The sequence below is a fragment of the Microbacterium sp. KNMS genome, from assembly GCF_053851835.1.
In genome coordinates, this window is sequence record NZ_JBSQBP010000016.1 from 26,510 (window position 1) to 53,258 (window position 26,749).

Here is a 26,749-nt window from a genome sequence, read left to right on the forward strand (position 1 = left end):
ACCCCGATTGGAGCCTGACGATGACCAGTGATCGCTACTGCGTCCGCGGCTGTGTCGTCCGCGACGAGCACCGTGACGAGTGCAGCACGGCCGCGGCCGAGCGGTTCCCGTGCCGTGGGTGCGTGCCGATCGTCGCGCGTGCCGGAGCCATGGTGTGCGAGCGCTGCTACCGCACGCTGAGGGGATACCTCGAGGACGCGGCGGACATGGTCGGCCTCCTGCGTTCGATCGCGGACCCGTCGAAGAGCTCGTGGAACTTCGACCGGATTGTCACCGCGGGTCGGGTCGACCTCCCGGCGCCCGTGCAGTCCGAGATCATCGACGCGTCGAACGACATCACCGTGACGCTGCGGGCGTGGGCGTACGACCTCCTCGGTGTCGAGCGCGATGGCGACCCGCGAGGGCTCGAGGCGGGCGCCGACGCGGCGGCCGCGTTCGAGGCGGTCGTAGCCTGCGCGGATATCGTCCTCGCCGAGCTCGACGCGATCGCGAACGACGCGGTGGCGGTGCTCAAGCTCTGGGCCGACGTCGCGCAGCGCAGCGAGGGTGAGCCGTCGCGGTGGACCGTCGCCGATGCGGTCGCCCGGTGGCCGCTGAACGATCGACCGCGCACCGCGGAGCAGCCGTGCCCGGAGTGCGAGCAGTACGCCGTGCGCGTGATCCCGTCGCGTCGTGCAGGCCGCCCGACGCGGTACCTGTGCCGCGAGTGCGATTGGTCGGCGGACAGCACCGACGACGGTGGCCTGTGGTCGGCGGTGTTCCGTGAGGAGGTCATCCGTGAGGAGCCCGTCGCGCACGATCCGCGGTGGATGACGCTCGCGGCCGCGGCGCGTCTTGTGAAACGCACTCCGGCGACGGTGCGCTCGTGGGCCGACAAGCTGCGCGTGCGCCGGCAGGACGGCCGCTACTGGCGCGACGACCTCGAGCCGTTCATCCCGAGCGAGCAGGAGCCCAGCGAACCGGCCGCGGATGTCGAGACGAAGGCGATCGCGCAGTGAGCGGTGGCTCGTCGACGTGGGTCGACTGGGAGGGCGCAGCGCTCGTCGCGAAGCGCTCGGTCCGGTCGATCCGCAACTGGGTTGCTGACGGCACCCTCACGGAGGCAGTCCCGGGGTCCGGGGTGTTCGACGCGAAGGCCGTGCTCGAGGCGAAGAAAGCGAAGGCCGGCCGAGTGGGTCGACCGAGGAAGCAGCCGGCGCCTGCCGGCGGAACGGAGTAGGAGCCATGACGAACACAGACACCACCGAGCGCATCGACCACGTCGCGAAGGCGAACCGGATTATCGCTGAGGGGGAGCGCGCCGTCGCGAAGGTCCGCGAGGAGCACGACCGCGGGAACTACAACCTCGCCGACGACTACGGCAAGAAGGCGATGGGTTGCTGGGCGCAGGCACAGGTGCACGCGACGCTGGCTCTCGTCGAGCAGCAGCGCATCGCGAACATCGTCAGGACCGGGGAACATCTGACGCCCTCGTGCCCCGTCGACCGCGAACGTATCGCCCCCGAGATCCGAGAGGGACTGGGGCTGTGAGCGACGTCAGCCAGGCCCTCGACGATGTCGCCCGAGAGCATGACGGTTGGTGGCCGCGCATCCGAGACGCCATCCTGTCGCGGTTCGAGGTGACGCCGAAGGCGAGATCCGCTTACGAGCGGGCCGCCGCCGCCCGTGACCGGGAGTTCATCGAGCGCATGGGGCATGTCGCAATCTCGCTCGGATTCTCGGGTGTTGGCCTCGGCTACGAGAAGGCGATCTTGCAGGCGTTCGAGTGGGTCGCTCGGCACCGCGGGCAGGAGGAAGGCGCCGCCGCGGTGCTCGCCTGCGAATCACATCGCCCCGTGCAGCACAGAGACGGCAAACCCCCGTGGTGCAACTCGTGCGGACTCACCGCCGCGGGGCACCAACCATCCAGCAGGTTCGATCGAGAGGAGACAGGACGATGAGCAGCGATCACAACCACGTCACCCGCCGCGACACCGAGGGGTGCCCGGCATGCGACAAGCGCGAGGGACGCGTGAGTCGGTCCGCGGAGCGGAGACTGGAGGCACCGCCGGCCATGCCCGACCTGTCCGCATTCCCGAGCGTTCAGCACCGAATCGAGGGCGGCAGGTTCATCTGCCCCGGCGACGAGAACGCCCGGTGCCACCGCTACCCCGGGTGCGACCACGAGCACTGGCCCTGCGAGCACGAGTACGTCGGCCACGCCGAGTGCTGGGTCGTCCCGTGGATCACGGCATCCGATCTCTGCGACTCATACGCGGGCACCGAGCACGAGCTGCTGCTGCGCGACGAGGACTTCCCCGACGGCGACGTGACGTGGACGTGGGAGGGCGACTGGGTGAGCTTCGACTACGGCACGGATGCGCAGGTGACACGATGAGCATCGAGACCGAGCAGCAGCAGGTGAAGCCCGAGGGCGAGTTCGACGGGATCTTCGAGGCACCCGTGGGGTCGCGGCCCGTGATGTCCAAGCCGCCGCGGTTGATCGCGTCGTACAAGCTCATCCGCGAGGTGCGCGACGTGATCGGCATCGAGGACGACTTGAGGGCGCGGGAGATCGCGGATTGGCTGGCCGACAAGATGGAGCGCTACGGCTCCCGGATCGCTCGGCCGGTGTTCGAGATGGATGGCAGCGGCCCGTCTTGCGCGTGGTGCACGGGGATGTGGCCGCTGTGTGGGTGCTTCCACCTGTCGGAGATGGATCTCGACGACCAGCCCGACGACCAGTCCGACGACGAGGCGGGGCGATGAGCGACGAGCTGTGCCACGGGCACCACGTATGGCGAACGAACGGGAACATCATGGAGTGTCGTCGGTGTGGGTTGATCGAGCGCGCGGAGGATGAGGGGCGATGAGGGCGTGCGTTGCACTCGATCGCCACGGGCTGCACCTGTGGTCTCCGGTCAGGCCGGGCGTCGAGCGGTGCCGCTCGTGCGGTGCGGTGCGGGAGGTCGAACGAAAACCCTTCAAACCCTTCACTGCGATCTGATAGGCTGAGCCTCGCGTCAGACTTGTAACCATCGAAAGCCCCCAGGACTCCGGTCCGGGGGCTTTCGTCGTTCGTCGGCGCACTCGCCTCGCGGACGCTCACACTCGTGCGACACCATCCACTCGCCCTCGCGCACGGACGTCGATGAGCCGCACCCGGGGCGCAGTCTTCCCACCCTCGCCCGCTCCGCCCTGAAGGAGGTTGACGTGGATCGACGCATGATCGGCTCGCCCCTCGACATCGCGAAGCCCGAGCCCGCGCACGTCGAGCGCCTGCGCAGGGCCAAGGCCTGGGCGGAAGAGAACGCGGCGCTGATGCCGGTCGGCTTCCGTGACGGGGCAGCGCACGTCATCGTGGGCGAGCGGCAGACGGGCAAGTCTCGGCTCGCGGTCGAGTGGCTGCGGTCGGCGCCCGAGGGTGTCACGCGTGTGCTCGTCACGTTCAGCGCCCAGCTCGCGGAGATCCGCAAGCAGGAGGCCGGCCTCCCGCGGAGCAGTCGGCAGGTGGTCAGCTACCGGCAGCTGCTCAACGACCAAGCCAAGCGCGACCGATCGAAGAGCGAGGCCGTGCAGTACGCGATCGACGATGCGTGCGTGATCCTCGCGGACCTTCTGGGCCTCGACGCGCTCCCGCACATGCTCACGGTGTGTGTCGCGGAGCCCTGGCAGGTCACCGACCGCGACGCCTGACGGATGGGCGTGAGCGTCTCAGAACGCTCTCTCCCCACCTCTTCGCGAAAAAATTCGAGGTCAGAGGGCTCTTTCCAGATCCCGCCCCATCCGTCTTTTTCTCCCCGGGTCAGGCAAGATTCCCCCCGGAGCGTCCCTCCCTGCCCCCTAGGACGCCCGAACGCGACGGGCATGGACGCACGGAGCCACTACGCACTCGAACGCTCTACGGGCCTCCTACGACCGCTGACGAGGGGAGGGGAAATGGCAGATCCCGCCTACGACGCCGCCCACCAGCGCCGGCGCCTCGAGCTGCTGCCGAAAGCGATCGGCACCCCGTGCCCGCGCTGCCAGGTGATCATGCTCGAGTCCGACGAGCTCGACCTCGGACACAGCACGGACAAGGCCATCGACCCGAGCGCGATCGGCGATCGCATCGAGCACGCCAGCTGCAACCGATCCGCCGGCGGCTCCCTCGGCGCGGAGCTGCGCGCACGCGCGACGCGATACCGCCCGTCCCGGAAGTGGTGACGATGTTCGACCCCGACAAGGCACGCCTCATCCTCGAGGCGGTCATGCTCGGCATGGAACCGGACCGCGCCGCGCTCGCCTTCGGCATCACCGCCGACGAGCACGCCCGCTGGATCTCGCTCGGCTCCGCTGACGTCGAGGGATCGACCGCGCTCGACACGCAGGAGACCGCTCTCGTCGCCGAATACGTGCGCGCGCTCGACCAGGCGATCGCCCAGGCCGAGCTCACAGCGCTGCGCGAGATCCGAGCCGGCACGAACGCCGCCGACGCCAACAAGTGGTTCCTCGAGCGCCGCTTCCCCGACAAGTGGGCCAAGACGCCCGCCGCCGTCCGTGCCGAGCAGCTCAAGACCGACACCCAGGCCGAGCCCGCCGACCCGCACGTCGTGGTCGACGAGGACGAGGTCGCGCGCATGCGCCGCGAACGTGAGGAGAAGCGACGTGCCCGAGGAGGAAACGAGTAGCCGACTCCTCGGCTCGCAGACTCCCACGCACCTCGTCGCACCGCCCGACGTCGACTACACCGACCTCGACGCGGTCCTCGACATCGCCGACATGGTCGGAATCAAGCTCGACCCGTACCAGGTCGACTTCCTCCGCCTCGGCCTCGGCCGCCGCTACACCGATGAGGGCGACTCGAAGTGGGCGGCATACGAGGCCGCGATCGAGCTCAGCCGCCAGAACGGCAAGTCGGTCATCTTCGAGCTGCGCGCGCTCGCGGGCCTGTTCGTGTTCGGCGAGCAGCTGGTGGTCTACTCCGCGCACAAGAGCGAGACCGCGCTCGGCGCGTACAGGCGCATGGTCGAACTCGTCGACTCCGCGCCCGCGCTGAAGAGCCGCGTGCACTCGACACCGTCCGCGAACGGCAAGGAAGCGATCATCCTGCGGTCCGAGAAGGACCCCAGCAAGCCCGGCGCGATGATCAAGTTCCGCACCCGAACCCCGGGCGGTGGCCGAGGCCTCACCGGTGACTGCGTGATCATCGACGAGGTCCAGGGCGCCACGGACGACCACATCGCGGCGCTCATGCCGTCGCTGGCCGCGAAGTCGGAGCAGGGCGACCCGCAGATCTGGTACGGCGGATCGGCCGGCGGGCCGAAGTCCACCGTCCTCGGGCGACTCGTGAAGCGCGCCGAGAAGGAGCTCGCGCGCATCGCAGCGGGGGAGGCGCCGGTCGAGCGCCGTCTCCTCATGGCGAGGTTCGCGGCCGACCTCGACGTCGACGACCCAGCCGACCCGCGGGTGATCGCACGCGTGAACCCCGCGCTCGGGCGCCGCATCTCGCTCGACTACGTGATGACCGAGTACGTCGCCATGGGCGCCGACCTCGACCCGACGCGGTTCGCAGCCGAGCGGCTCGGCGTGGGCGACTACCCGCGCACGGAGGGCGAGGACTGGGTCATCCCGCGTCGCCGCTGGGAGGCGGCGGAAGACCCCAACTCCGCGCCCGTGGGCCCCGTGGTGTTCTCGGTCGAGGTCCGCCTCAACCGCTCGTCCGCGACGATCGTCGTCGCCGGACGGCGGAACGATGGCGCGAAGCACATCGAGGTCATCGCGGAGGAGCCCGGCGTCTCCTGGGCCGCGCTCGAGCTGCGCCGCCTGGTGCAGGAGCACGACAACCTCGGTGTCGTCATCGACCCCGGCGGACCCGCGGGCTCGCTCATCGGTCCGCTGCGCGATGCCGGGGTACCGCTGATCCTGCTCAAGACCGCCGACATCACGGCCGCGTGGGGCAAGTTCTTCGACGCGTTCATGGTCGAGGTGGACGACGAGCCGCGGCCGGAGATCTTCCACCGCGGCGGCCTGGTGCTCACCGCCGCCGCGGCCGCGGCGGCGACGCGCGACGTTCAGGGCTCGATGACCTGGAAGCGCGCGACGTCGGAGAACTCGTCGGCCATCATCGCCGCGACCTGGGCCACCCACGGGCTCGACATCGGCAAGAAGGCCGAGGAGAACGCGATCTCCCGCCGCGTGAGCGCACGCGACCAGTTCGAGCCCACGGCCCGCCAGCAGCCGCGCCGCTTCCGCCCTGGGGGCGGCGGCTTCGACCCGCGTACGTCCAGCTTCTGACCCCGCGAAAGGGGGCTCCATGAACGGTCCCCGGATCCGCCAGACCACGCGCCGTGTGAGGGCGGCCTATGTGCCTTCCTCCGCGGCGACGCGGGAACGCGGCCACACGCTGCAGGACCCGAACGGCTGGTGGAAGGACCTCACCAACGAGTCCACCCCCGAGCTCCGCTGGCCGGAGTCGGTGAAGGTGTTCGAGGACATGGTCCGCCAGGACGCACAGGCCTCGAGCGTGCTGTCCGCGATCGCCACTCCCATCATGCGCACGGGGTGGCGGGTCGACGGCACCGGGTGCCGCGACGAGGTCACGCAGCACGTGGCCGCGGACCTCGGCCTCCCGATCGCGGGCGAGGCGAACAGCGTTCCTGCGACGCGCACTCGTGGCCGGTTCTCCTGGACCGAGCACCTCGGCATCGTCGTTCCCGACCATCTGCAGTTTGGGCACGCGGTGTTCGAGCAGGTGTACTACCCGCCGCGCTCCGTGCTCGACGGCGGGGATGGTCTCTACCACCTCCGCAAGCTCGGGTACCGGCCCGCGCGCACGATCTCCGCGTGGAAGGTCGCGCCGGACGGCGGCCTCATCGGCGTCCAGCAGTACGCCACGCAGATGAGCAGCGGCGGCGGCCTGATCTCTTTCGGGGACACCAGCGGCGTGACGCTGCCGGTCGACCGGCTCGTCGTGTACACGAACCGGCGCAAGGGCGGCAATTGGGCGGGCGAGAGCGTGCTGCGCTCCGCCTACAAGAACGTCATGCTCAAGGACCGCTACCTGCGCGTCGACGCGATGGTCGTCGAGCGCAACGGTCTCGGCATCCCCGTGCACACCGCCGCCGGCGGAACCGCAGCCGAGATCGAGGCGGGACTCGACATCGCGTCGGGTGTGCAGGCCGGAGACAACTCCGGCGTCTCGCTCGCTCACGGCGCGACGTTCGACCTCAAGGGCGTCACCGGCACGCTCCCCGACATCCTCGAGAAGGTCAAGTACCACGACGAGCAGATCGCTCGCGCGGTGCTCGCCCACTTCCTGAACCTCGGCAGCCAGACCGGATCGTGGGCGCTGGGCGCGACGTTCGCCGACTTCTTCACCCTGTCGATCCAGGCCGTCGCGGAGAACATCCGCGAGACCGCCACTCGGCACATCGTCGAGGACATCGTCGACATCAACTACGGCCCCGACGAGCCCGCGCCGCGGATCGTGTTCGACGAGATCGGCTCCCGCCAGGGCGCCATCCTCACCGCGATCGCGCAGCTCGTCTCCTCGGGCGTCATCCACCCCGACGAGGACCTCGAGAAGTTCATCCGGTCCACGCTCGACCTCCCCCTCGCAACCTCGACCCCGGCGGCTGCCGGCGGCGGGGCGTGAAGAAAGGCCTCCGATGAATTGGGTCAATCGCTACTGGGCTGAGCGCCCCACACCGAAGTCGCGCGCGGACATCTTCGACGTCGTCACCACGCCGTCCGCGGGCGAGAGCGGCGACGTCGCCACGATCCGCATGTACGGCGAGATCAGCTCCTACGGCTGGTACGGCGTCAGCGCGCACGACATCAGCACCGTCCTCGACGGGCTGTCGAGCACCGTGTCGCAGATCATCCTGCGGATCAACAGCCCCGGCGGCGAGGTCTCCGAGGCGATGGCGATCCTCAACATGCTGCGCGCCCACAAGGCGAAGGTCACAGCTGTGGTCGACGGCCTCGCCGCCTCGGCGGCCAGCGTGATCGCCGCCGGATGTGACGAGACGGTCATGTCGCCCGGGACGCAGATGATGATCCACTCCCCGTCGACGATCGCCTGGGGCAACGCGACGGAGATGCGGAAGACCGCTGACGTCCTCGAAAGCTTCGAGGCCACCCTGATCGAGATCTACCAGGGCAAGGCCGGCGACCAGGACTGGCCCGCGCTCCTGGCAGACGAGACGTGGCTGACCTCGCAGGGCGCCGTCGACCTCGGCCTCGCGGACCGCGTCGCCGTGGTCCTCGATGCGGGCGAGACCGCGAGCGTCGGCGACGACGACACCGATGACACCGACCTCGTCGAGGACGCCGCGCACCTGCGCGTCGCCGCGACGCTGACCCCGGCCGCGTCCGCGCCCGGAGACCCCCACACAGGAAAGGAGACGGCCGTGGCTTTCACCCCCGACCAGCTCAACACCATGCGAGCCTCCCTTGGGCTCGCAGACGACGCGGACGAGACGGCGATCCTCGCGGCCGTCACCGCCCGACCCACCGCCCCGACGCTGCCCGAGGGCATCGTCACGATCGACTCGAGCGCCCTCGAGGAGCTCCGCGCGCAGGCCCGCGCCGGCGTCGAGGCGCGCGAGCAGCAGATCGCCGAGGCCCGCAACCGCCTCATCGACGGCGCCATCGCCCAGGGCAAGTTCGCGGCCTCCCGCCGCGAGCACTTCATCGCCCTCCACAAGGCCGACCCCGAGGGCACGACCGCGCTCATCAGCGCGCTCGCCGAGAACACCATCCCCGTCGCGGAGCTTGGCTTCGACGCGGACGGCGACACCGTCTCGGCGAAGTCCGAGGAGGACCGCCGCTACAACGCCATCTACCCGACCACCAGCACCGAAGGAGCCTGATCGTGTCGAAGAGCTACCTGCCCCTGTACCGCCCGGGCGACACCGTCACCTTCGGCGTCACCGCGGCTGTCACCGCCGGCCAGCCTGTCGAGGTCGGCACGGCCGACATGGCAGTCGCGCCTGCCGCTGCCGGATCGGCGAAGGTGGTCGGCATCCCCGGCCACGACGCCGCGATCGGGGACAAGGTCACCGTCGAGGTCGGCAAGCCGATCCACGAGCTCAAGGCCAGCGGCGCCATCACCCGAGGCGACCGCCTCGAGGCCGCGGGCGCCGGGGGAGTGCGCACCCTGGCCGCGGGCACCGCGATCTTCCTCGCGCTCACATCCGCCACCGACGGCGCGCTCGTGCGCGCCATGCAGCTCTGAGAAGGAGACCGCGATGCAGACCTACCCCTTCACCCCGAGTCAGCTCGCCAGCGTCACGCCGGCCGAGCTGATCGCCTTCATCAAGTCCCCGACGCTCGTCGCTCGCCGCCTCGCGGAGATCCTGCAGGCGCAGCAGTTCCTCGGGTACTTCCTCCTGCAGGGCCGCCTCACGATCGACGGCGGCTCCATCGGCGTGCCCTCGAACGAGAAGATCCGCGCCGACCGCGGAGCCGAGCCCGTCGCCCCCGGTGCGGAGTACAAGCTCACGACGCTCTCGGCCGAGCAGTACGAGTTCTACTCCGCGATGAAGGAGGGCCTCGCGACCGAGGTGACCGACGAGCAGGTCGGTCGACTCCTCCGTCAGCCGATCGACGACGCCTTCACGTTCCTGCAGACCGAGCTCGTGTTCTCGGCGAACGAGCAGGCGCTCGGCGTCATCGCTTCGTCGGTCACCAACACGGTCGCCGCGGGCGCCCCGTGGACGACGGGCAAGCAGATCTACAAGGACGCGCTGCGGGTGAAGTCCGCCGTCCGCCGTCAGAAGCTCGGGTACGACGTCGACACCGTCGTCCTCCCCGGCGAGCAGTACGCCGAGGTGATCCCGGAGCTGCTCGACGTGCTGCCCAAGGACAGCGCGCAGGTCCTCACGGACGGCTTCCCCACGGTCGCCGGGCTCACCTGGGTCCCGGACGACGGCGACGACATCACCGCGCCGCTCTTCCTCGACCGCCGCCGCCTCGGCGGGATCGCGCGCGAGCAGATCCCCTCGCCCGAGTACCAGCACATCGGCGGCGACACGGGCGTCGAGATCGCGACCATCCGCAAGCCGGAGGCGGACAAGACCCGTCTCCAGGCGCGCAACGTCCACGTGCCGATCGTCCTGAACCCGCTCGCCGGGTTCTACCTCACCGGAACGGAGGCTCCGTGATGAGCGCCCAGCACACCGTCACCGCCGCATTCGTCAAGGTGTCGATCGGGTCGCCCTCGGGCAACCGGGTCGCCCGCATCCTCCGCCGCGGCGACGTGGTCCCGGAGGGTGTCGACAAGGCGCAGCTCGCGCACCTCGTCGAGCGCGGGATGCTCGAGGAGATCAAGCTCGAGCCGACGTCGACGGGTGCGAGCACCCGTGGCAAGCGGACCTCGACGAAGGCGAAGGACGCGGGCAAGACCGTCGCGGCCCCCAAGGCCTCAGAGCAGGAAGCGCCCAAGGCCCCCGAGCAGGAGCAGTCCACGCCTCCGGAGGACGAGCAGTCGAAGCCTGAGGGCGACGGCGAGGCGCCGCCCGCTGACGGCGCAGGAGACGCGTCGTGACGACCATCTACGTCACCAACGTCCGCACGGTCGTCCGTGTGAACGGCCAGGTCGTCGTGGTCCCGCCGTCGACGCGCCTGCCTGATGGCGTCGCACAGTCCGAGATCGACCGGCTCCTGCGCTTCGGCGTGATCCGCGTCGAGGAGATCTCGCCGGAGCCGGCCTCGGCCGCAGCCACCGTCGAGCTCGCCGAGCCGGAGGCCGCGCCCGCGCGCGTCTCCGGCTCGGCCGCGCGTGCCCGCAAGAAGTCCGAACCCATCGAGGAGTGAGCCATGACGGGGATCATCGACGAAGTCACGAAGGCGAGCGTCGGCGTGCTGCTCATCGAGCGCTCGCCGAACGTCCTTGACCGTGTCTACGGCAATCCGCCGGAGAGCGTGTTCGACGCGTTCGTTCAGCAGATCGCCGCCGAGGTGATCCCCGTCACCGGCCCCGACCCTCAAGGCGCCACCCGCCAGCTCGCTCTGCAGTGCATGGCCTACGGCATCGCGTCGTCGGTCGAGTACGCAGAGTTCCCCGAGCAGCAGGGCCCAGGAGGCGCCGGCCGCGGGTGGTTCCTCAAGCAGAAGTTCAACGAGCTGCTCGCGATGCTCCGCGGCATGCCCGGAGCGGACGGGACAGTCGCCGGCATCAGCCGCGCGACCTTCCCGCCGCCGCAGCGATACCCCGATCCCTTCCGCCCTCGCTGACGTCGCGATCGCCGCGGTGTCGTCTCTGAGAGGAGCTGCCCGTGGCCACCAAGAAGCCAGTCGAGAAGAGCACCCTACGCGCCGAGCTGAACACCACGCTCGGCAAGGACCTGCTCGACAAGGCCGCTCGCCGGCTCGAGGACCGTCCGCGGATGTTGCGGATGATCGCGGACTTCGGCCAGGAGTGGGAGCGCGAGGTGTTCGCGACCGAGGGCGCGGTGGCCGGTCGCCGGTGGAAGCCCCTCGCGGCATCCACCCCGGGCAAGACCCTCGTCCGCACGGGCGCGCTCAAGAACATGCTCACCGGTGCGCCCCGGCAGATGAAGGCCTCCGTGCAGCTCCGAGCTCCCGACTACGCGCAGCACCTCAGAGCGGGCCGCTACGGGCCGAAGTCGAAGGTCGCCAGCGGCCGACGGCAGGGCGTCGAAGGCCTCGGCGGTTCGATGCCGCGCCGCAACCCATCCCCGCACCCGCCGAGAGACCGGCTCGCCATCCTCACCAGCGACCTCCTCGGCTTCGTCACCCCGGAGGACCGCTCATGACCACCCCCGTCGTGATCGGCGGCGACGACATCGTCACCGCCCTCGAGGCGGTGCTGCGCGCCAACGTCCCGCTGGTCTTGGATCGCCTCGAGCTGGCGGAGCGTCTCGGGGAGGTCAAGACGTGGCAGATCGTCCCCGACACCGAGGCGATCAGCGCGGCGGAGATGCCCGCGATCGCCATCGTCGCCGCTCGAACCGGTGAGCCGGCCGAGCGCACGCGCGACACCTACTCCGGCACGTGGGACGTGTCGGTCGGCGTCTTCGACCGTGGCGACGATCACGCCGACACGCAGACCCGCATCCAGGCGTGGGCGAAGGTCATCCGCGTCGCCGGCACCCTCTCGCGGGCGCTCCCCGGCACGTCCATCGAAATGCGGTGGGTGGGGGAGGCCTACGACCTGCTGCAGGACAAGTCGCAGGCTCGCACGATCGCGGGCGCCGAGGTCATGTTCGACGCGCACGTCAGCGTCGCCCTCGACCTGTCCGGCTTCCGCAGCTTCCCGCTCCTCGAAACCGTCCATCCGACCGTCAACCCAACTAAGGAGACCCCCTAATGGTGCGTCCTCAGGTATCCGTCAACATCAGCGGGGAGCTCCCGGTTCCCTCGCTGCCGACCGCGACCGGCACGCTGTTCTACGTGTTCGCCGGCACGGGCGGTCCCACCGTCCCGACCCGCGTCACTTCCACCCAGCAGGCCATCGACGCCGGCGTCCCCGCTGCCACAGCGACCCTCATCGGCGACGCGCTCACGCAGGGCGTCCCCGAGGTCATCGTCGTGCGCGCCACCGCGGCCGCAGCCGAGGTCACCGAGGCGGATTGGACCGCCGCGCTCGACCTCCTCACGCCCTCCTACGGCCCCGGCCAGGTCGCCATCCCCGGCGTCTCCACCGCGGCCGCACACGCCGCCCTCCTCGCGCACGTCGCCGCCGCCCCGCACCGCGTGGCCTTCCTCGACGTCGCCGAGAACGCCGACGCCACGACGATCGCCACGGCCGCAGCCGCGCTCGCCGCGACGGCCGGCACCGAGCGGGCGGGCATCTTCGCCCCGTGGGTGTCGGTTCCCGGTGCGGGCGCCGCGCGCTCGGTCCCGGCGTCGATCATCGCAGCGGGCCTCGCCGCCCGCGGCGACGCAACGGTCGGCAACGCGAACCAGGCGCCGATGTTCGACCAGGGCCGTGCCGCGGGCAGCGTCCGCGGCGCTCTCGGTGTCGCGACGGTGTTCTCGGACTCGGACGTCGACGACCTCTACGACGCCGGCGTGAACGTGTTCCGCGACGTGCTCGGCGTGGTCACCCTCACCGGGTGGAAGTCGCTCAGCACCGAGGCCGTCTGGCGGCAGCTGAACATCGGCCGCCTCACGATGGAGATCTCCGCCCGGGTCTCCGCGCTCATGTACCAGTACCTCGGCGCGCCGATCGACGGGCAGGGCATCCTCCTGTCGCAGGTCGCGGGCGACATCGGCGGGTACCTCCTCGGCCTCCACACCGCTGGCGCGCTGTACGGCGCCACCCCGGACGACGCCTTCTCGGTCGTGTGCGACTTCTCGAACAACACCGCCGAGACCGCCGCCGCCGGCGAGGTCCACGCGGACATCGCGATCACCGCGTCGACCGCTGCCGAGCAGATCGTCATCAACATCGTCACCTCGCTCGCGGGCTGACGGGAAGGGAACAACCACCACCATGGGAACCACCTCTCAGGCGATCGTCTCGGCATCGCTCGACGGCAAGTCGCTCGGCATCTTCGACACCCGCTCCGGCGGCGAGTCCACGGCCGAGGTCTCGAAGTACCGCGCGGGCGGGACGAAGCAGCAGCAGGTCGACTCCGGTCGACCCGACATCAGCGACGTGACGATTTCGCGCCGCTGGGAGCCAGCGCGCGACCTCGAGGTCGAGCGCCAGCTCCGCAACCGCGTGGGCGTCGGCATCCTCACGATCACCGAGCAGCCGACCGACGTCGATGGCGTCGCGTTCGGCAAGCCCCGCACCTGGACCGGCGTCGTCTCGTCGGTCACGGGCGGCGACTACGACTCCAACTCGGACGACGTCCGAATGCTCACCGCGACCGCGGTGATCAAGGCCACGGCATGAACGGGAACGACCAGATGAGCGACTTCAACACGCACGACGACCGACACGAGGGCGAAGTCCCCGCTGCGCCCTCGTCCCCTCTCGCGGGCCTGCGCGCGGAGCGTGAGCGGATCGAGGCTGAGCTGCACCTCGATCTCCGGGTCCCGCGATGGGAGATCCCGGTCTACGTCCGCTACCGCTCCCCGGAGCAGGACGAGATCAAGCGCATCAACAGCAACGCGGAGAAGGCCAAGGACAAGGACGGGCAGTTCGCTGAGGCGATCCTGCTCGCCCAGTGCTGCCTCGGCGTCTTCCAGCGCGACGAGAACGGCAAGCCGATCGGCGAGCCGGGCGACTGGCCGAAGTTCGACGGCGACCTCGCCGAGATGCTCGGCAAGCCGGGCCTCGAGCGCTCGGTCGCTGTCGTGCGTGCGCTGTTCTTCACGGACGGCGACATCATGGCGCAGGCCGCGACGCTGACTCGCTGGGCGGGCTTCGCCGAGGCTCAGGCGATCGAGGAGTACGAGGGAAACTGAAGGGCCACCGGGCCGTGAAAGCGGCCGCGGTGGCCTCCATCTACGGATGGGACCCCCTCGCATACCTGGCGCTCGAGGCGGACGACGCGCGCTTGGCGGGACACATTCTCGCCGAGCGCGTTCGTCTCGAGGAGGAGCGCGACCGGGGCCGCATGGACTACCTCGCGGGTAGGACCGCCGGCCTCACCGCGCAAGCGATCACCAAGTGGCTGGGCAAGAACCTCGCGAAGCTCTCGCGTGGTCGCTGAGACGGGGGTGCTGTCATGGCTGTTGTTCTCCTGACCTTCCGCACGTCGGGGACCGAGCGGGCCGCGAAGCAGGCGCGCGAGGTCGGCACCGCGGTCGAGGACTCCGGCTCGAAGGTCGGCAGCGGAGCCAAGAAGCTCGGCACGTTCGCCGGCGGTCTCGACAAGATCGCCAGCAGCGTGCTGCCGGTCAACACGGGCCTCGGGGCCGTCGCGAGCGGGCTCGACGGCTTCGGGTCCAAGCTCGACGACAACTCGGGCAAGATGGGCGCCTGGAAGGGCGCCGTCGCTGGTGTCGCCGCGGGCCTCGCGGTCGCCGGGGCGGCGGCGTCCACGGCGCTCTACCAGGTCGGCGGAGTGTTCGACGACGTGTCCGACACGATCCGCGTCGGCACGGGCGCGACCGGGGACGCCCTCAACGGACTCACCGACGTCGCGAAGAACGTCGGCCGGAACGTGCCCGTCGAGTTCGGGAAGATCGCGCCCGTCGTCGCCGACCTCAACACCCGCATGGGGCTGAGCGGCGACACCCTCGACACCGTCGCATCGCAGTACCTCGAGGCCGGCCGCATCCTCGGCCAGGACGTCGACATCCAGAGCACGTCGGCTGCGTTCTCCGCTTTCAAGATCGAGGGCGACGCGGTCTCCGGCGCGATGGACTCGCTCTTCCAGGTGTCGCAGGCCACGGGCGTCGGGATGAACGAGCTCGCCGGCGGAGTGCAGAAGGTCGCCCCCGCGCTCACCGAGCTCGGCTTCGGGTTCGAGGACTCGATCGCCCTCATGGGTACGCTCGACAAGGCCGGTCTCAACGCCGACCAGGTCATGGGCGGCCTGTCGAAGGGCCTCGTCAACCTCGCCCGCGACGGCGAGCAGCCGGCCGACGCGTTCAAGCGCGTCACCTCCGAGCTGCAGGGCTACGTCGACACGGGCGACACCGCGGCCGCGCTCGACCTCGCCTCGCAGGTGTTCGGCACCAAGGGCGCGTCGCAGTTCGTCGGCGCGCTGCAGTCCGGCGTGCTGAGCATGGACGACCTCATGGCCGCCACCGGCGCCACCGGGGACACCATCCTCAGCGTCGGCAAGGAGACCGCCGACGCCGCCGAATCGTGGCAGCTCATCAAGAACAACGCGCTCGCCGCGCTCGAGCCGCTCGGCACCGCGATCTTCAACCTCGTCGGCGGGGCCATGGGCTCCCTCGCGACGAAGACGCAGGAGCTCTCGCCTGTGATCGCCGACGTGCTCGGCCGCGCGGTCGAGTGGTTCGGCGGGCTGGGCGAGACGATCGGCCCGCTCGTGACGCCGCTGCTCGCGCTGTGGCAGGCGTTCTCGCCGCTGTCGCTGATCCTCACCGCCATCCAGCCGGTGCTCCCGCAGCTCGGCGAGATGTTCGGGCTGCTGGCCACGACGCTCGGCGGCGCGCTGATGCAGGTGCTGCAGCAGCTCGTCCCCGCGCTCATGCCCGTCGCGACGATGCTCTCCGGCGCGCTCGTCGAGGCGGTCACCGGGCTCATGCCGACCGTGATGCAGCTCGCGCAGGGGATCGGCGGCGCACTCGTCACGTCGCTGACGATGGCGGCCCCGCTGATCACGACCCTCGCTCAGTTCGCCGGGCAGCTGCTCATGATGATCATGCCGCTGCTGCCGCCGGTGCTCGACCTGGGCCTGGCGTTCATGCCGATCGTCAACGCGCTCATCCCGCTCGTCGGGGTGCTGCTGCCCCCGCTGATCGGCCTGATGAGCGCGTTCCTGCCGGTCGTGATGGAGCTCATCCCGCCGATCCTGCAGCTCGCGGTCGGCGCGCTCGGCACCCTCGTCGGGTGGCTGACGAAGGTCGTTCAGTGGGTGTCGGTCGGCATCAACTGGATCTCGTCCCTGATCACAGGGTCGGGCTCCGCGCGCGACCAGCTGACCGCCATCTGGACCGCGGTGCAGGAGGCCTTCGGCGTCGTGTGGACGTGGATCGACACGAACGTCTTCAAGCCGTTCCGGGACGGGGTCGACCTCATCGTCCTCGGCTTCCAGAATGGTGCGAAGGCGATCGAGACGGCGTGGAACGGGATCAAGGCCGCGGCCGCGAACCCGATCAACTTCATCCTCGACACGGTGTGGAACAACGGCCTCCGGTCGTTCTGGAACGACGTCGTCGGGAACCTCGGCCTCGAGGACCTCAAGCTCCCGAAGGCCGGACTCGTCGAGTTCGCCGAGGGTGGCGTCATGCCCGGCTACACGCCGGGCCGCGACGTGCACCAGTTCTACTCGCCCACCGCGGGCTTCCTCGCGCTCAGCGGCGGCGAGGCGATCATGCGCCCCGAGTTCACCCGCGCCGTGGGTGGGCCCGCGGGCGTCGAACGCCTCAACGCGGCCGCGCGCAAGGGCCAGAAGTTCGCGGACGGCGGCGTGTTCGGCGCGATCGGTGACTTCGGAGCAGGGATCTGGGACACGATCACGTCGGCCGCGTCGCTCGCCGGGGACTTCCTCACCGACCCGGCTGGCGCGATCCAGAAGCACGTCATCGATGGCATCCTGCGGCCGCTGCTCGGGGAAGGCGGGAACGTCTTCCAGCGGGCGGTCGGCGAGCTGCCGATCATGCTCGTCGAGTCCATGGTCAGCATGTTCACCGGCGGCGGACGGGCAGGCACCGGGACGGCAGGCATGGGCTGGGAGGCCATGTGGGCGATGGTCCAGGCCGCTGACCCCGGCATCGTCATGACGTCGAACTACCGGCCCGGCTCGCGCACCGTCAACGGCGGGCAGTCGTACCACGCGCTCGGGCGCGCGATCGACCTCATCCCCGCCACGATGGAGACCTTCAACAAGGTCGCCGCGCTGTTCCCGAACGCGTCGGAGCTGATCTACACCCCGGCCGGATCGCGGCAGCTGCTCAACGGGCAGCCGTTCGCGGGATGGTCCCCGGCGGTGCAGGCGCAGCACTACAACCACATCCACCTCGCGATGAGCGATGGCGGTGTGTTCCCGATGCTCGCGAACGGCGGGCCGGTCAAGAAGGGCAAGGGGTACGTCGTCGGCGACGCCGGCGTCCCCGAGTTCTTCGTCCCCGGCGCTGACGGGTACGTGTACCCGCAGGTGCCGGTCTTCACCGGGCAGAGCGCCTCCGACATCTCGTCCTCGCTCGAGGACGTCGAGGTGGAGGTCGGCGCGACGCGTGGCGGACCGACGATCATCCAGGTTGTCCTCCCGGACGGCCGGGTGATCGCGGAGACGGTGCTCGAGGAAGCAGCTGACGAGGAGGCGCGCCTGTGACCCGCGACCTGAATGTGCGGATCACGGCGCTCCTCCCCGGCCTGCCGTACATGACGCTCAAGCTCATCGGCACGGACAAGCTCGCTGGCGGAGTCGGCGGGTGGAAGGAAGTGCCGCGGCGCCTGCGCGAGCCGATCCTCGTGTGGACGGAGCAGCCGCTCCGCACCTACACGCTCCCGCTCCGCTTCGACCGGTACCTCCCGGGATGGGAGTACACCGTCGAGGGCGAGATCCGCGCGCTGCAGGACTGGGCGTCAGCGGGTCGCCGGAAGACCGGCGAGCACAACCCGCCCACCCTCGTCAGGGTGTCCGGCAACGTGCGCGTCCCGCTGTCCGTCAACTGGGCGATCACCGGTGTCGACTGGGGCGAGTTCGTGACCGCCGACGACGGGCAGCGTATCCAGCAGGACGTGACCCTGACGCTCACCGAGAGCGTCCCTGTCACACCCGAGGGGTACGCGGAAGCTCTCCGCGAGGCCCTCAACGAATAGGGAGGTGGTGGTCGTGAAAGCATCTGCCCTCACGATCACCACCCCCTCAGGGCCCCGCCTCGACCTCGTCGCGGCGGCCACATCGGCGAAGGTCCGCACCCGCATCCTCGGCGCGTCGACCCTCACCGTCGCGCTCCCCGAGATCCACCTCGCCGCCGAGCTCACCGAGGCACGCACCGCGACGGCCGCGGGCCGCGACTGGCAGCTCGTCGCGATCCGCCGCACCGGCGCGGTCGTGCGACTCGTGTACGAGGACGCGATCGCCACGGCGCTGCGTGCCCAGCGCGGCCGCATCATGTACCAGGTCGCGCTCCCGGCATCCGACATCATCGGCCGGTACTGCGCGGAGGCGGGCGTGCCCGTCGACGTCGAGGCCGCGATCGGCCAGGTGCACGTCGAGGGCGCCGGCCGCTCCCTGCTCGAGGAGACCGACTCCTGGCGGGAGATCTCCGCGCTCGCCGACCGCCTCGGCGCGCGGGCGTTCTCCGATGGCAGGCGCCTCATCATCGCCTCCGACGCCACGCTCCTCGCCCGAGCCCCGAGCGCCCGCGTGACGAGCTCGCGCGGAGCCGTCCGCGGCCGCATCACCTTCACCCTCGACGTCGCGCAGCCACAGGACCGCGCGTCGTTCGAGGTCGACGACACCTGGACCGCTGACGCCGGCTCCGTTGTCGAGCTCTACGGCAGCGGCCCCGCTGACGGCCCCTGGCTCGTCCACGAGTGGGAACGCGAGATCCCGCACATCGCACCCGGCCGAGTGCAGCTGACACGACCCAAGACGATCGGAGTGTGACCCATGCCCTGGGAGCCGCTGCCCCTTCCCGTCGACCACAAGCAGATCGGCACGAGCATCCTCTCCGGCATCGCCGCGCGCATCCCCGGATGGCTCCCCACCGAGGGCGCACCCGAGGTCGCGCTCGCCGAGGAGATCGCCTTCCAGCTCGCGGAGGTGAACGCGGCCGCGGTGCACGCTGCGGACTACGCGGCCGCGGGCGTCGCGGCGGCGTTCGGCTTCGAGCCGATCGCCGGAACCAAGGCCGTGCTCCCGTCCGTGAAGCTCACCGCCCAACTGCCGCCGTCCGCGGGCACCGAGCCGTTCTCGCGCGCGGTGACCGTCCCCGCGGGCTTCACGATCGCCGTGAACGGGCAGGCGTTCGTCGTGCCCGCTCAGGTGCAGCGCGTCGCCGCGTTCACGCAGGTCGCCGCAGGCGAGTCCGCCGGGTACTGGCGTGGCGACGTGACGGTCGACTTCCTCGCGTACGACGCGGGCGACGAGTGGAACGTCGGCGGTGCCGGCGTCCCCGCCTCGATCCAGACCGTGTCGCCCGTGTTCGTCTCAGCCACGCTCACCGCGGCCGCGACAGGCGGCGAGGGCGCGGAGACGCTCCCGGCGTTCCTGTCCCGCTTCACCGCGTGGCTCGCGACACTCAAGCCCGGCGGAGTGCGCGCCGCCGACCTCGCCCGGTTCGCGGGCACCGTGCCCGGCGTCCGCCGCGCGCTCGCGCTCGACCGCTACGACCCGGCCAACCCGAGCGTCCCTGCTGACCGGACCGTCACTCTGATCCCCGTGAACGCGGCGGGCGGGAACCTCGCAGCGTTCGAGGTGGACCGCCTGCGCGCGGCGATCGAGGACATCCGCGAGGTCGGGTTCGTGGTCAACATCATCAACCCGACCCGCACCGCCGTCGCGGTGAACGTGACCGTGACGGCCGCGGCGACCCACGAGCCCGCCGGAGTGCAGGCCGCGGTCGCCGAGGCGGTCACGGCGGCGCTCTCGCCCGCCGCGTGGGGCAGCGGCGGCGACCCGTCGCAGTGGGTGGAGACGACGGTGCTGCGCACCCTCGACGTCGCGATCGTCGTCGCGAACGTCCCCGGCGTGGCAGCCATCGACGTGATCACCCTCAACGGCGGAACCGCCGACGTCGCGCTCGCCGGGCCTGGCGCGCTCGTGAACGCGACCGTCACGGTGGCGGCATCGTGAGCGCGTTCTCCGACCGGGTGCTGCTCGCGCTCGGCGCGGGCTTCCGCCGCAACGCGGGCCCGCTCCTGGCGCCCCTCGTCGAAGCGCTCACGGACCCGGTCGCGCGCACCGACGAGCTCGCCGGGACGACCGCCGCGGGCTGGCCGGTCGCGTTCGACCTCGACCGCACCGACCCGGCCTGGATCGCGCAGCTCGTGGGCGTCACCCCGGACCCGACGCTCACGCCTGAGCAGCAGCGCGAGGTGATCCGCACCCGACCGACCTGGCGCGCCGGCACCTACCGCGCGCTGCTCGAGTCCATCCGCACGGCGCTGACGGGTCTCAAGCGCGTGCAGGTGTCGGAACGCGACCCGAACCCGTGGCACGCGGTGATCCGCGTGTACGAGTCGGACTACAAGCCCGGCACGACGCGGGACACGATCACCGCGCTCGCCGAGCGCCACCGGCCCGCCGGCATGACCTTCACGTACGTGTTCTTCCCGCCGCACGCGTACCAGGAGGCCGAGGACGTCGCCGGCACCTACGCCGAGGCCGAAGCCACGGCCGGCACCTACGAGAACGCGGAGGAGTGACGATGGCCACGACCACCAGCAAGGGGTACCCGTTCCCCGAGCCGCCCGACCCGGACAAGCCGCGCTCCGACATCCAGGTGCTCGCCGAGGCGATCGACCAGACGCCCGGCATCCGGGCGGTCACGACGGCCGAGCGCGACGTGCTCACGAACCTCTGGCGCGGCATGGTGATCTTCAACCTCACCACGTCGCGCCTCGAGGTGAACCTCTCCGGCACCGCCGGCGACTGGGAGTGGGTCGTCAACGCGATGTCGACGCGCCCGCTTCCCGTCGCGAACGGCGGCACCGGCCTGAGCGTCGCCCCGTCCCTGCTCGTGAACCTCGAGAGCACCGAGGCCGCGTCGCCCCTGCAGAACTCCCCGCGCCCTGGCGTCAGGGGAGTCCTGCCGGTCGCGAACGGCGGCACGGGAGGGGCGGACGCCGCAGCTGCCCGCAACCAGCTCGGGGTGCCGTCCGCGCTCGACGTCGGCAACACCGAGACCGACTTCGTCGCCGCGTTCAACACGGCGCTCGCCGCGCCGTGAGCCTCGACGACCTCGTGCGCAGGCGGTCGCCGGCCGTGCCGCTCGCGCCCACCGACGCGGTCGTCACGGCGATCAGCGAGGCGGGCGTGTTCGCGACCCCGGTCGGCCAGTCCTCCGACCACCCCGTGGGGCCCTGCCGCGGGCCGCGTGCGACCGCCTCCGGCCCGATCGCGCCCGGCATGCACGTCCTGCTCGTCTTCACCTCGACGGGCCCGTGGATCGTGTCCGTCGACGAATAGGAGAGCACCATGGCAGCCACCCTCCGGCTCCCGCTCGAGCTCACGCCCGCCGGCGGCTTCCGCACGCTCGTGCAGGACAGCCCGGCCGACCTCGCCCAGTCCGTCCGGTCGCTACTGTCCACCCGGGTCGGGGAGCGCGCCGCGCTGCCGAACTACGGCCTGATCGACCAGCTCGGCTCCGTCCAGCTCGACGCCGGCGAGATCGCCTACGCGATCGCCGCGTGGGAGCCGCGCGTGCAGGAGCCGCAGACCTCCACCATCGCCACCCTGCTCGCTGACGGCACTCCGCTGTCGACGATCACCGTCATCATCTGAAAGGAGCCGACATGACACGCACCACGCGCATGCCTGAGGCCGCCCCGACGACCCAACCCGATTCTCGCGGGGGGGGGGCTTTGATGGCCGCCTTCACGTCCTCCGTCGCCAGCGAGCTCGCGTCTCGGGGATCGCGCAGTGAGTCTCGCGCAGCGGGTCTCCGAGCTGGCCACGCGCATCGGCCAGGAGTTCGCCGCTCGGTTCGGCCCAATCACCTCGAGCACCTACACCCCGGCCGCGGGGTATCCGGTGTTCAGTCGGCACATCCGGAAAGTGGGCGGACTGTGCGTGGCCACGATCGAGCTGGCGCCGGTTTCCGTGACGGGGCAGATCGAGCTCGGCACGTTCGCGTCGGGGTACCGTCCCGCGGTGCAGACGTGGGGCGTGCTGATCGCATCGGGCGGGCCGCTCGCCGGGACGGTGCGCGTCGCCGTCGACGGGTCGGTGACGGGCTTCGTGTCGGGAACCGCGCAGATCGCCCGGTTCACGGCGGTGTTCATCACGCCGGGCACCTGACCTCCGCACCCTCGATTTTCGGGGGGGGGGGTCTTCTAATGGGCCTCTCCGCACTCGACCAGCACCTCGCCTTCGGGCGCTCGCCGCGGGGAGTGTCCGGTGAGCCTCGCATCGCAGGTGACTGCGCTCGCGCAGCGGATCGCGAACGAGTTCCGAACCCGCTTCTCGCCGATCCTCACGGACGCGGCCGTGATCATGCCGGGGGCGGCGTATCCGCCCGCCGGCATTCGCGCGCAGAAGATCGGGAACGTCGTCACGCTGCAGGCCATCTACTCGACGGCGATCAGCCCGGCCGCGGGGGAGAACCTCTTCACCCTGCAGCCCGGACTGCGTCCGCCTTCGCGGCAGGCCGGCGTGGCGTACTCGCCGAACTTCGTCCCGACACGCGGAGTGTCCGCATTCGGGGATGGCATCGTGCAGGCGAACGGCTCCGGCACGATGTCGGCGATCTCGCTCGTGATCATCACGACGTAGCCTCCGGGTACCCCGATTTTCGGGGGGGGGCTTCTAATGGGCCCCACGCGTCTCGGCGCGCTCGTCTCGCGGTTGGAGGCGTGCGGTGAGCCTGGCGTCGCGCGTCGCCGAGCTCGCGACCCGCATCGCTCAGGAGATCAAGCCGCTCAAGGACCGGCCCATCGTGCAGACGGTGAACATCGTGCAGACCACGTCGGTGAACACCCGGGCTCGCGGCACGGTCACGCTCACGACGCCGATCGACGGCACCCGGCCGTGGCTCGCGACGGCCTCGCCGATCGGTATCTCCGTCTCCACGTCGGTCATGCCCATCGGCACGGTCTCGCACCCGGGCGGAACGAAGATCACGCAAGTCGACCTCGCGACCACCGCGCTGATGACCTCGGCCGGCGACATCACGTGGTCGGTCCAGGTGATCGGGTACCCCGCGCCGGCGTAGCGCTCGCCGCGATCGGGGGTGCGCGGTGAGCCTCGCATCTCAGATCACGGCGCTCGCGCAGCGGATCGCTGGCGAGCTCAAGTCGCGCCCGGGTCAGCTGATCGGCACCACGGCGCAGCGCCTCGCGTACCCGCACACGCGCGAGGGGATCGTCTGGTTCGACACCACGCTCGGATTCGACGTCGAGTACGTCGGCGGCGTGTGGCGGGCCCAGCTGCCCGTGACGCAGCGGTTCAACGCGACGGTGACACCGACCACCGCGTGGAAGTCCGCGTCGTTCAACCTCACCACGGCGCTCGACACTGCGCGCGGTGTCACCGGGACGATCGGGGCTGATGGTGTCTCGTCGACCTCGTCGATGGTCGTCGGCACGATGCACCGCTACGTGCCGACCGACACACCGGTGCTGACCTCGGTGACGTTCCGCTACGCGTCGATCCCCTCGAACCTCGGCACAGCGACCAACGTCCTGTTCTTCGTCACCGGGTTCCCTCACGTCGAGCAGTAGCTCGGCGCCATCCATCCATCGAGAAGCCGTCCCCGACCTCGGGGGCGGCTTCTCGCGTTCCCGGGCCCGAGCGGCTCGAGAGAGGAGCCGTCATGGCTATCAAGCGCGTGCAGCTGCCCGCGATCCCCGAGCTCGCGACCGAGGCCGAGACCGACGCGCACGGCGCGGAGTGCGACCGCCTCATCCGCGAGGCGCTCGCCGACACCGACCGCGTGATCGTCATCTACCCCGACGGATCGGACGACCTCGCGTACCTCGAGGACGGCGAGCTCGTCGTGGAGGGCTACGAGGACGGGGAGGACGCCTGATGCCCGCCCTCGTCTGGCCGGACGGATCGAGCGTCCGCCCCACCGTCACGTCGTTCTACGGCCCGCGCACGCACCCCGTCACCGGTCGGCCCGCGACGTTCCATCACGGCATCGACCTCGTCGGGTTCGAGCGCGTCGTCGCGCCGTGCGACGGCATCATCACCCTCGCGCGTTACAACGGCGGCGCGGGCAACGAAGGGCGCATCCGCCGCCCGAACGGCGACAGCATCCGCCTCATGCACCACGCGTGGCTCGCCGTCCGCGAGGGCCAGCACGTCCGGCAGGGCGAGTTCATCGGCCTGATGGGCACGACCGGCAACAGCACCGGCGTGCACTCCCACTTCGAGATCCGCGACCCCGCGTGGAACTCGCTCGAGCCGATCGCCTACATGGCCGCGGCCAACGCAGAAGACCAGGGCGCATCCGCGCCGAACGCGAACAAGTCCGAGGAGGACGACATGCACGAGAGCAAGAGCCTGACCCTCAAGCAGGGCCTCGACGGAAAGCCCGGGCAGGCCTGGCCGATCCAGCTGCAGAAGGGCATGCACAGCTTCGCCGAGACGGGCGCCGGACAGTCCGAGGAGGGCACCATCGTCCTCGACCTCGTCTTCACCGGCCCGGCCGAGCGCGAGTCCGCGTCGGTGTGGGCGATCTACGAGGAGAAGCAGGCGGACGGCCACTGGAAGCAGATCGCCGCGCGCGACAAGGTGATCCTCCACGGCCGAGGCCAGTACGTCGACATCTACAGCTTCGGCGGCGCCAAGCCCGTCCGCGGCCGCATCATGGTCGACAACGCGGAGAACGGCATCCAGCTCGCGAAGGTGTCGTACCGCAAGCGCTACACGCGAGGCTGACCCATGGTGCAGCGCCAGGCCGTGGCCCGGGGAGCAGCGCTCCTCGCGGCCGCGGCCCTCACCGCGTGGGCGCTCGGGATCGCCGGAGCCGCGCTCGTCGTCGCCCGATCGTACGGAGCCCGGACGTGAAGTCCGTGCGCCGGGTCTGGGCATCCATCAGCGAGCCCCGGCACCTCAAGCTCGCCTACGCCTTCGTCTACGCCGTCACGCTCGGGACCGGCATCGCCACGCTCCTCGACCCGCCCAACAGCATCGAGGGCGTCCTCGGCGCAGCGCTCACCGTCGCATGGTCCGTGCTCCTCATCACCGGCGGATTCGGCGGCCTGCTCACCGTGTTCCCCGGCTGGTGGTGGGCCGAGCGACTCTCGATCACGCTCGCCGTCGCAGGCCTCGGCGTATACGCGATCGTCGTGCTCAGCCTCCACCTGACCTCGAACGGGTCACGGCTGACGCAGCTCGGAATGATCGCGCTCGCCGCGACCCCGTTCGCGATCCGGTGGCTGCTGATCAGGAAGTACAGCTTCGAGCCCCGGAGGTGACATGGAGTGGCCCCAGCTCCTCGCCCTCCTGCTCACCTCCTCCGCTGTCAGCGGCGTGCTCGTCAAGCTGCTCGACTGGGCCAAGGACGCCCGCGCGGGCCAGCTGCAGAAGCGCCGCGCCGAGGTGGACAAGGCCATCCAAGAACGCGATCGCGCGATCGCGCGCGCCGAAGCGTCCGAGGCCGCCGAGGACGACGCGGCGCGCCGAGCTCGCATCGTCGAGGAGTCCCTCGCCGTGCACCGTCGCGTGATCATCGACGCCCCGTGCCTCGGACCTCACCACCTGCCCCCGTACCCGTCCCGAAAGGACTGACCATGCTGAACAACGACCGCGTCATCGCGGCCATCCGAACTGGCGTGCCCGCGCTCGTCGGTCTCGTCCTCGCGCAGCTCATCGCGCTCGTCCCCGCCGTGGGCGACGCGCTCGCCTGGCTCGACCAGGCCGCGGGCATCGAGGTCGCGCGCGTGCTCGAGCTCGTCGCGACCGCCGCCGTGATCGTCGGCTACTACGCGACCGTGCGCTGGCTTGCGAAGCGCTGGCCGTGGGTCGAGGGTTTCCTCGGTTCCACGAAGACCCCCGTCGAGTACGTCACCCAAGCCGCGCCGACGGCGCCCGCGAAGACGGAGCAGGCGAACCTCGCCGATGGCTCGGCCGCTCGCGCGCGCTCCGACGAGCCGCCCTTCGACAAGCCCTGACGCCGCGTCTCGCGGCCGAACACACCACGCCCCCTCCTGGGTGAGCTACAGACGCCTCCGCGGCGGCTGGCTCCCCGGGAGGGGGCGTTTCGTCGTGGGGCGTATCAGCGGGTCAGGACAGTGCTCTATGGTGTTGCGGTTGGTGAGCTCTGGGGGCTCGCTGGCCCGAGCGCGCGAGCGAGGCTTCTGGGGAGTCTCCGCGCGCCTCCCGTCTGGGCGGGCGCCTTCGTCCGCCCAGACGGGAGGGGCCCGGGGAGCGGAGCCGCCACCTACCCGAGCAGTCCGCTCGAATCTCGACGGGTGTTGTCAATACAATCGGCATCGGCCCACGGACCGAGATGGGTCGTTGTCGCGACGAGAGCTGCCCCAGACATCGCTCGTCGCTGCGGGTGGTTCGTCCCCAGCGTTCTCACTCGCCGCCCCCGGTGGCGCATCGCGCCC

The 26,749-nt window shown here is 70.7% G+C and carries 41 protein-coding genes; all 41 read left to right on the forward strand.

Annotated features, from left to right (window positions below; translation table 11 throughout):
- The first annotated feature begins 20 nt into the window (after positions 1-20).
- The 41 genes from ACWXWW_RS11105 (at position 21) to ACWXWW_RS11305 (ending at position 26,308) form a co-directional block, all read left to right on the forward strand.
- Positions 21-998 carry a hypothetical protein gene (locus tag ACWXWW_RS11105; RefSeq protein ID WP_455969932.1) on the forward strand — a complete coding sequence of 326 codons (978 nt, stop codon included), beginning with the start codon at positions 21-23 and terminating at the stop codon, positions 996-998.
- Positions 995-1,219 carry a hypothetical protein gene (locus ACWXWW_RS11110; RefSeq protein ID WP_455969933.1) on the forward strand — a complete coding sequence of 75 codons (225 nt, stop codon included), beginning with the start codon at positions 995-997 and terminating at the stop codon, positions 1,217-1,219. The genes ACWXWW_RS11105 and ACWXWW_RS11110 overlap by 4 nt, the downstream gene beginning before the upstream one ends.
- A 5-nt stretch (positions 1,220-1,224) precedes the next feature.
- Positions 1,225-1,530, forward strand: a complete 306-nt coding sequence (locus tag ACWXWW_RS11115) for a hypothetical protein (RefSeq protein WP_455969934.1) — start codon at positions 1,225-1,227, stop codon at positions 1,528-1,530.
- Entirely contained in the window at positions 1,527-1,940 is a 414-nt protein-coding gene (locus tag ACWXWW_RS11120; RefSeq protein ID WP_455969935.1) for a hypothetical protein, read from the forward strand. The genes ACWXWW_RS11115 and ACWXWW_RS11120 overlap by 4 nt, the downstream gene beginning before the upstream one ends.
- A complete protein-coding gene (locus ACWXWW_RS11125; RefSeq protein WP_455969936.1) occupies positions 1,937-2,377 on the forward strand; it encodes a hypothetical protein in 441 nt (146 codons plus the stop codon). Before ACWXWW_RS11120 ends, ACWXWW_RS11125 begins: the two co-directional genes overlap by 4 nt.
- Complete coding sequence (locus ACWXWW_RS11130) at positions 2,374-2,748, forward strand: hypothetical protein (RefSeq protein ID WP_455969937.1); 375 nt, start codon at positions 2,374-2,376, stop codon at positions 2,746-2,748. The genes ACWXWW_RS11125 and ACWXWW_RS11130 overlap by 4 nt, the downstream gene beginning before the upstream one ends.
- Positions 2,749-3,192: 444 nt before the next feature.
- Positions 3,193-3,675 carry a hypothetical protein gene (locus ACWXWW_RS11135; RefSeq protein ID WP_455969938.1) on the forward strand — a complete coding sequence of 161 codons (483 nt, stop codon included), beginning with the start codon at positions 3,193-3,195 and terminating at the stop codon, positions 3,673-3,675.
- Positions 3,676-3,918: 243 nt separating this feature from the next.
- Complete coding sequence (locus tag ACWXWW_RS11140) at positions 3,919-4,185, forward strand: hypothetical protein (RefSeq protein ID WP_455969939.1); 267 nt, start codon at positions 3,919-3,921, stop codon at positions 4,183-4,185.
- Positions 4,186-4,187: 2 nt separating this feature from the next.
- Entirely contained in the window at positions 4,188-4,649 is a 462-nt protein-coding gene (locus tag ACWXWW_RS11145) for a hypothetical protein (RefSeq protein ID WP_455969940.1), read from the forward strand.
- Positions 4,627-6,255 (forward strand): hypothetical protein, encoded by a 1,629-nt coding sequence (locus tag ACWXWW_RS11150; RefSeq protein WP_455969941.1) that lies wholly within the window; start codon positions 4,627-4,629, stop codon positions 6,253-6,255. Before ACWXWW_RS11145 ends, ACWXWW_RS11150 begins: the two co-directional genes overlap by 23 nt.
- A 19-nt stretch (positions 6,256-6,274) precedes the next feature.
- Positions 6,275-7,615: a phage portal protein family protein gene (locus ACWXWW_RS11155; protein WP_455969942.1), complete on the forward strand. Its 1,341-nt coding sequence runs from the start codon at positions 6,275-6,277 to the stop codon at positions 7,613-7,615.
- 13 nt (positions 7,616-7,628) lie between these two features.
- The gene (locus ACWXWW_RS11160; RefSeq protein ID WP_455969943.1) at positions 7,629-8,834 is read left to right on the forward strand and encodes a head maturation protease, ClpP-related; all 1,206 of its coding nucleotides are present in this window, start codon (positions 7,629-7,631) and stop codon (positions 8,832-8,834) included.
- A 2-nt stretch (positions 8,835-8,836) separates the two neighbouring features.
- On the forward strand, positions 8,837-9,199 hold the full coding sequence (locus ACWXWW_RS11165) for a capsid cement protein (RefSeq protein ID WP_455969944.1): 363 nt from the start codon (positions 8,837-8,839) through the stop codon (positions 9,197-9,199).
- A gap of 13 nt (positions 9,200-9,212) precedes the next feature.
- Positions 9,213-10,127 (forward strand): phage major capsid protein, encoded by a 915-nt coding sequence (locus ACWXWW_RS11170; RefSeq protein WP_455969945.1) that lies wholly within the window; start codon positions 9,213-9,215, stop codon positions 10,125-10,127.
- Complete coding sequence (locus tag ACWXWW_RS11175) at positions 10,127-10,510, forward strand: hypothetical protein (protein WP_455969946.1); 384 nt, start codon at positions 10,127-10,129, stop codon at positions 10,508-10,510. The genes ACWXWW_RS11170 and ACWXWW_RS11175 overlap by 1 nt, the downstream gene beginning before the upstream one ends.
- Complete coding sequence (locus ACWXWW_RS11180; protein ID WP_455969947.1) at positions 10,507-10,779, forward strand: hypothetical protein; 273 nt, start codon at positions 10,507-10,509, stop codon at positions 10,777-10,779. Before ACWXWW_RS11175 ends, ACWXWW_RS11180 begins: the two co-directional genes overlap by 4 nt.
- Before the next feature lie 3 nt (positions 10,780-10,782).
- Positions 10,783-11,199 (forward strand): hypothetical protein, encoded by a 417-nt coding sequence (locus ACWXWW_RS11185; protein ID WP_455969948.1) that lies wholly within the window; start codon positions 10,783-10,785, stop codon positions 11,197-11,199.
- 41 nt (positions 11,200-11,240) lie between these two features.
- Entirely contained in the window at positions 11,241-11,741 is a 501-nt protein-coding gene (locus ACWXWW_RS11190; RefSeq protein WP_455969949.1) for a hypothetical protein, read from the forward strand.
- Complete coding sequence (locus tag ACWXWW_RS11195) at positions 11,738-12,295, forward strand: hypothetical protein (protein ID WP_455969950.1); 558 nt, start codon at positions 11,738-11,740, stop codon at positions 12,293-12,295. The genes ACWXWW_RS11190 and ACWXWW_RS11195 overlap by 4 nt, the downstream gene beginning before the upstream one ends.
- Positions 12,295-13,401 carry a phage tail sheath subtilisin-like domain-containing protein gene (locus ACWXWW_RS11200; protein ID WP_455969951.1) on the forward strand — a complete coding sequence of 369 codons (1,107 nt, stop codon included), beginning with the start codon at positions 12,295-12,297 and terminating at the stop codon, positions 13,399-13,401. The genes ACWXWW_RS11195 and ACWXWW_RS11200 overlap by 1 nt, the downstream gene beginning before the upstream one ends.
- Positions 13,402-13,423: 22 nt before the next feature.
- The gene (locus ACWXWW_RS11205) at positions 13,424-13,831 is read left to right on the forward strand and encodes a hypothetical protein (RefSeq protein ID WP_455969952.1); all 408 of its coding nucleotides are present in this window, start codon (positions 13,424-13,426) and stop codon (positions 13,829-13,831) included.
- Positions 13,828-14,346 (forward strand): hypothetical protein, encoded by a 519-nt coding sequence (locus ACWXWW_RS11210; RefSeq protein WP_455969953.1) that lies wholly within the window; start codon positions 13,828-13,830, stop codon positions 14,344-14,346. Before ACWXWW_RS11205 ends, ACWXWW_RS11210 begins: the two co-directional genes overlap by 4 nt.
- 29 nt (positions 14,347-14,375) lie before the next feature.
- Positions 14,376-14,594: a hypothetical protein gene (locus ACWXWW_RS11215; RefSeq protein WP_455969954.1), complete on the forward strand. Its 219-nt coding sequence runs from the start codon at positions 14,376-14,378 to the stop codon at positions 14,592-14,594.
- 15 nt (positions 14,595-14,609) lie between these two features.
- Positions 14,610-17,852 carry a phage tail tape measure protein gene (locus ACWXWW_RS11220; RefSeq protein ID WP_455969955.1) on the forward strand — a complete coding sequence of 1,081 codons (3,243 nt, stop codon included), beginning with the start codon at positions 14,610-14,612 and terminating at the stop codon, positions 17,850-17,852.
- Positions 17,849-18,343, forward strand: coding sequence for a hypothetical protein (locus ACWXWW_RS11225; RefSeq protein WP_455969956.1), 495 nt, complete (start codon positions 17,849-17,851; stop codon positions 18,341-18,343). The genes ACWXWW_RS11220 and ACWXWW_RS11225 overlap by 4 nt, the downstream gene beginning before the upstream one ends.
- A gap of 13 nt (positions 18,344-18,356) precedes the next feature.
- Positions 18,357-19,136, forward strand: coding sequence for a hypothetical protein (locus ACWXWW_RS11230; RefSeq protein ID WP_455969957.1), 780 nt, complete (start codon positions 18,357-18,359; stop codon positions 19,134-19,136).
- Positions 19,137-19,139: 3 nt separating this feature from the next.
- A complete protein-coding gene (locus ACWXWW_RS11235; RefSeq protein ID WP_455969958.1) occupies positions 19,140-20,324 on the forward strand; it encodes a baseplate J/gp47 family protein in 1,185 nt (394 codons plus the stop codon).
- Positions 20,321-20,896 (forward strand): hypothetical protein, encoded by a 576-nt coding sequence (locus tag ACWXWW_RS11240; RefSeq protein WP_455969959.1) that lies wholly within the window; start codon positions 20,321-20,323, stop codon positions 20,894-20,896. Before ACWXWW_RS11235 ends, ACWXWW_RS11240 begins: the two co-directional genes overlap by 4 nt.
- Before the next feature lie 2 nt (positions 20,897-20,898).
- Positions 20,899-21,420 (forward strand): hypothetical protein, encoded by a 522-nt coding sequence (locus ACWXWW_RS11245; RefSeq protein WP_455969960.1) that lies wholly within the window; start codon positions 20,899-20,901, stop codon positions 21,418-21,420.
- Entirely contained in the window at positions 21,417-21,659 is a 243-nt protein-coding gene (locus ACWXWW_RS11250; RefSeq protein WP_455969961.1) for a hypothetical protein, read from the forward strand. Before ACWXWW_RS11245 ends, ACWXWW_RS11250 begins: the two co-directional genes overlap by 4 nt.
- 9 nt (positions 21,660-21,668) lie before the next feature.
- A complete protein-coding gene (locus ACWXWW_RS11255) occupies positions 21,669-21,974 on the forward strand; it encodes a GPW/gp25 family protein (protein WP_455969962.1) in 306 nt (101 codons plus the stop codon).
- A gap of 138 nt (positions 21,975-22,112) precedes the next feature.
- A complete protein-coding gene (locus ACWXWW_RS11260; RefSeq protein WP_455969963.1) occupies positions 22,113-22,490 on the forward strand; it encodes a hypothetical protein in 378 nt (125 codons plus the stop codon).
- Positions 22,491-22,589: 99 nt separating this feature from the next.
- Positions 22,590-22,964, forward strand: coding sequence for a hypothetical protein (locus ACWXWW_RS11265; RefSeq protein WP_455969964.1), 375 nt, complete (start codon positions 22,590-22,592; stop codon positions 22,962-22,964).
- Between the two features lie 85 nt (positions 22,965-23,049).
- The gene (locus ACWXWW_RS11270; RefSeq protein ID WP_455969965.1) at positions 23,050-23,403 is read left to right on the forward strand and encodes a hypothetical protein; all 354 of its coding nucleotides are present in this window, start codon (positions 23,050-23,052) and stop codon (positions 23,401-23,403) included.
- A gap of 25 nt (positions 23,404-23,428) precedes the next feature.
- Positions 23,429-23,911 carry a hypothetical protein gene (locus ACWXWW_RS11275; RefSeq protein WP_455969966.1) on the forward strand — a complete coding sequence of 161 codons (483 nt, stop codon included), beginning with the start codon at positions 23,429-23,431 and terminating at the stop codon, positions 23,909-23,911.
- A gap of 92 nt (positions 23,912-24,003) precedes the next feature.
- Positions 24,004-24,219 carry a hypothetical protein gene (locus ACWXWW_RS11280; RefSeq protein ID WP_455969967.1) on the forward strand — a complete coding sequence of 72 codons (216 nt, stop codon included), beginning with the start codon at positions 24,004-24,006 and terminating at the stop codon, positions 24,217-24,219.
- Positions 24,219-25,073: a M23 family metallopeptidase gene (locus tag ACWXWW_RS11285; protein ID WP_455969968.1), complete on the forward strand. Its 855-nt coding sequence runs from the start codon at positions 24,219-24,221 to the stop codon at positions 25,071-25,073. Before ACWXWW_RS11280 ends, ACWXWW_RS11285 begins: the two co-directional genes overlap by 1 nt.
- A 3-nt stretch (positions 25,074-25,076) precedes the next feature.
- Positions 25,077-25,202, forward strand: a complete 126-nt coding sequence (locus ACWXWW_RS11290) for a hypothetical protein (RefSeq protein WP_455969969.1) — start codon at positions 25,077-25,079, stop codon at positions 25,200-25,202.
- Entirely contained in the window at positions 25,199-25,612 is a 414-nt protein-coding gene (locus ACWXWW_RS11295; protein WP_455969970.1) for a hypothetical protein, read from the forward strand. Before ACWXWW_RS11290 ends, ACWXWW_RS11295 begins: the two co-directional genes overlap by 4 nt.
- Before the next feature lies 1 nt (position 25,613).
- The gene (locus tag ACWXWW_RS11300) at positions 25,614-25,925 is read left to right on the forward strand and encodes a hypothetical protein (protein ID WP_455969971.1); all 312 of its coding nucleotides are present in this window, start codon (positions 25,614-25,616) and stop codon (positions 25,923-25,925) included.
- Between the two features lie 2 nt (positions 25,926-25,927).
- The gene (locus ACWXWW_RS11305) at positions 25,928-26,308 is read left to right on the forward strand and encodes a hypothetical protein (protein ID WP_455969972.1); all 381 of its coding nucleotides are present in this window, start codon (positions 25,928-25,930) and stop codon (positions 26,306-26,308) included.
- Positions 26,309-26,749 lie beyond the last annotated feature (441 nt).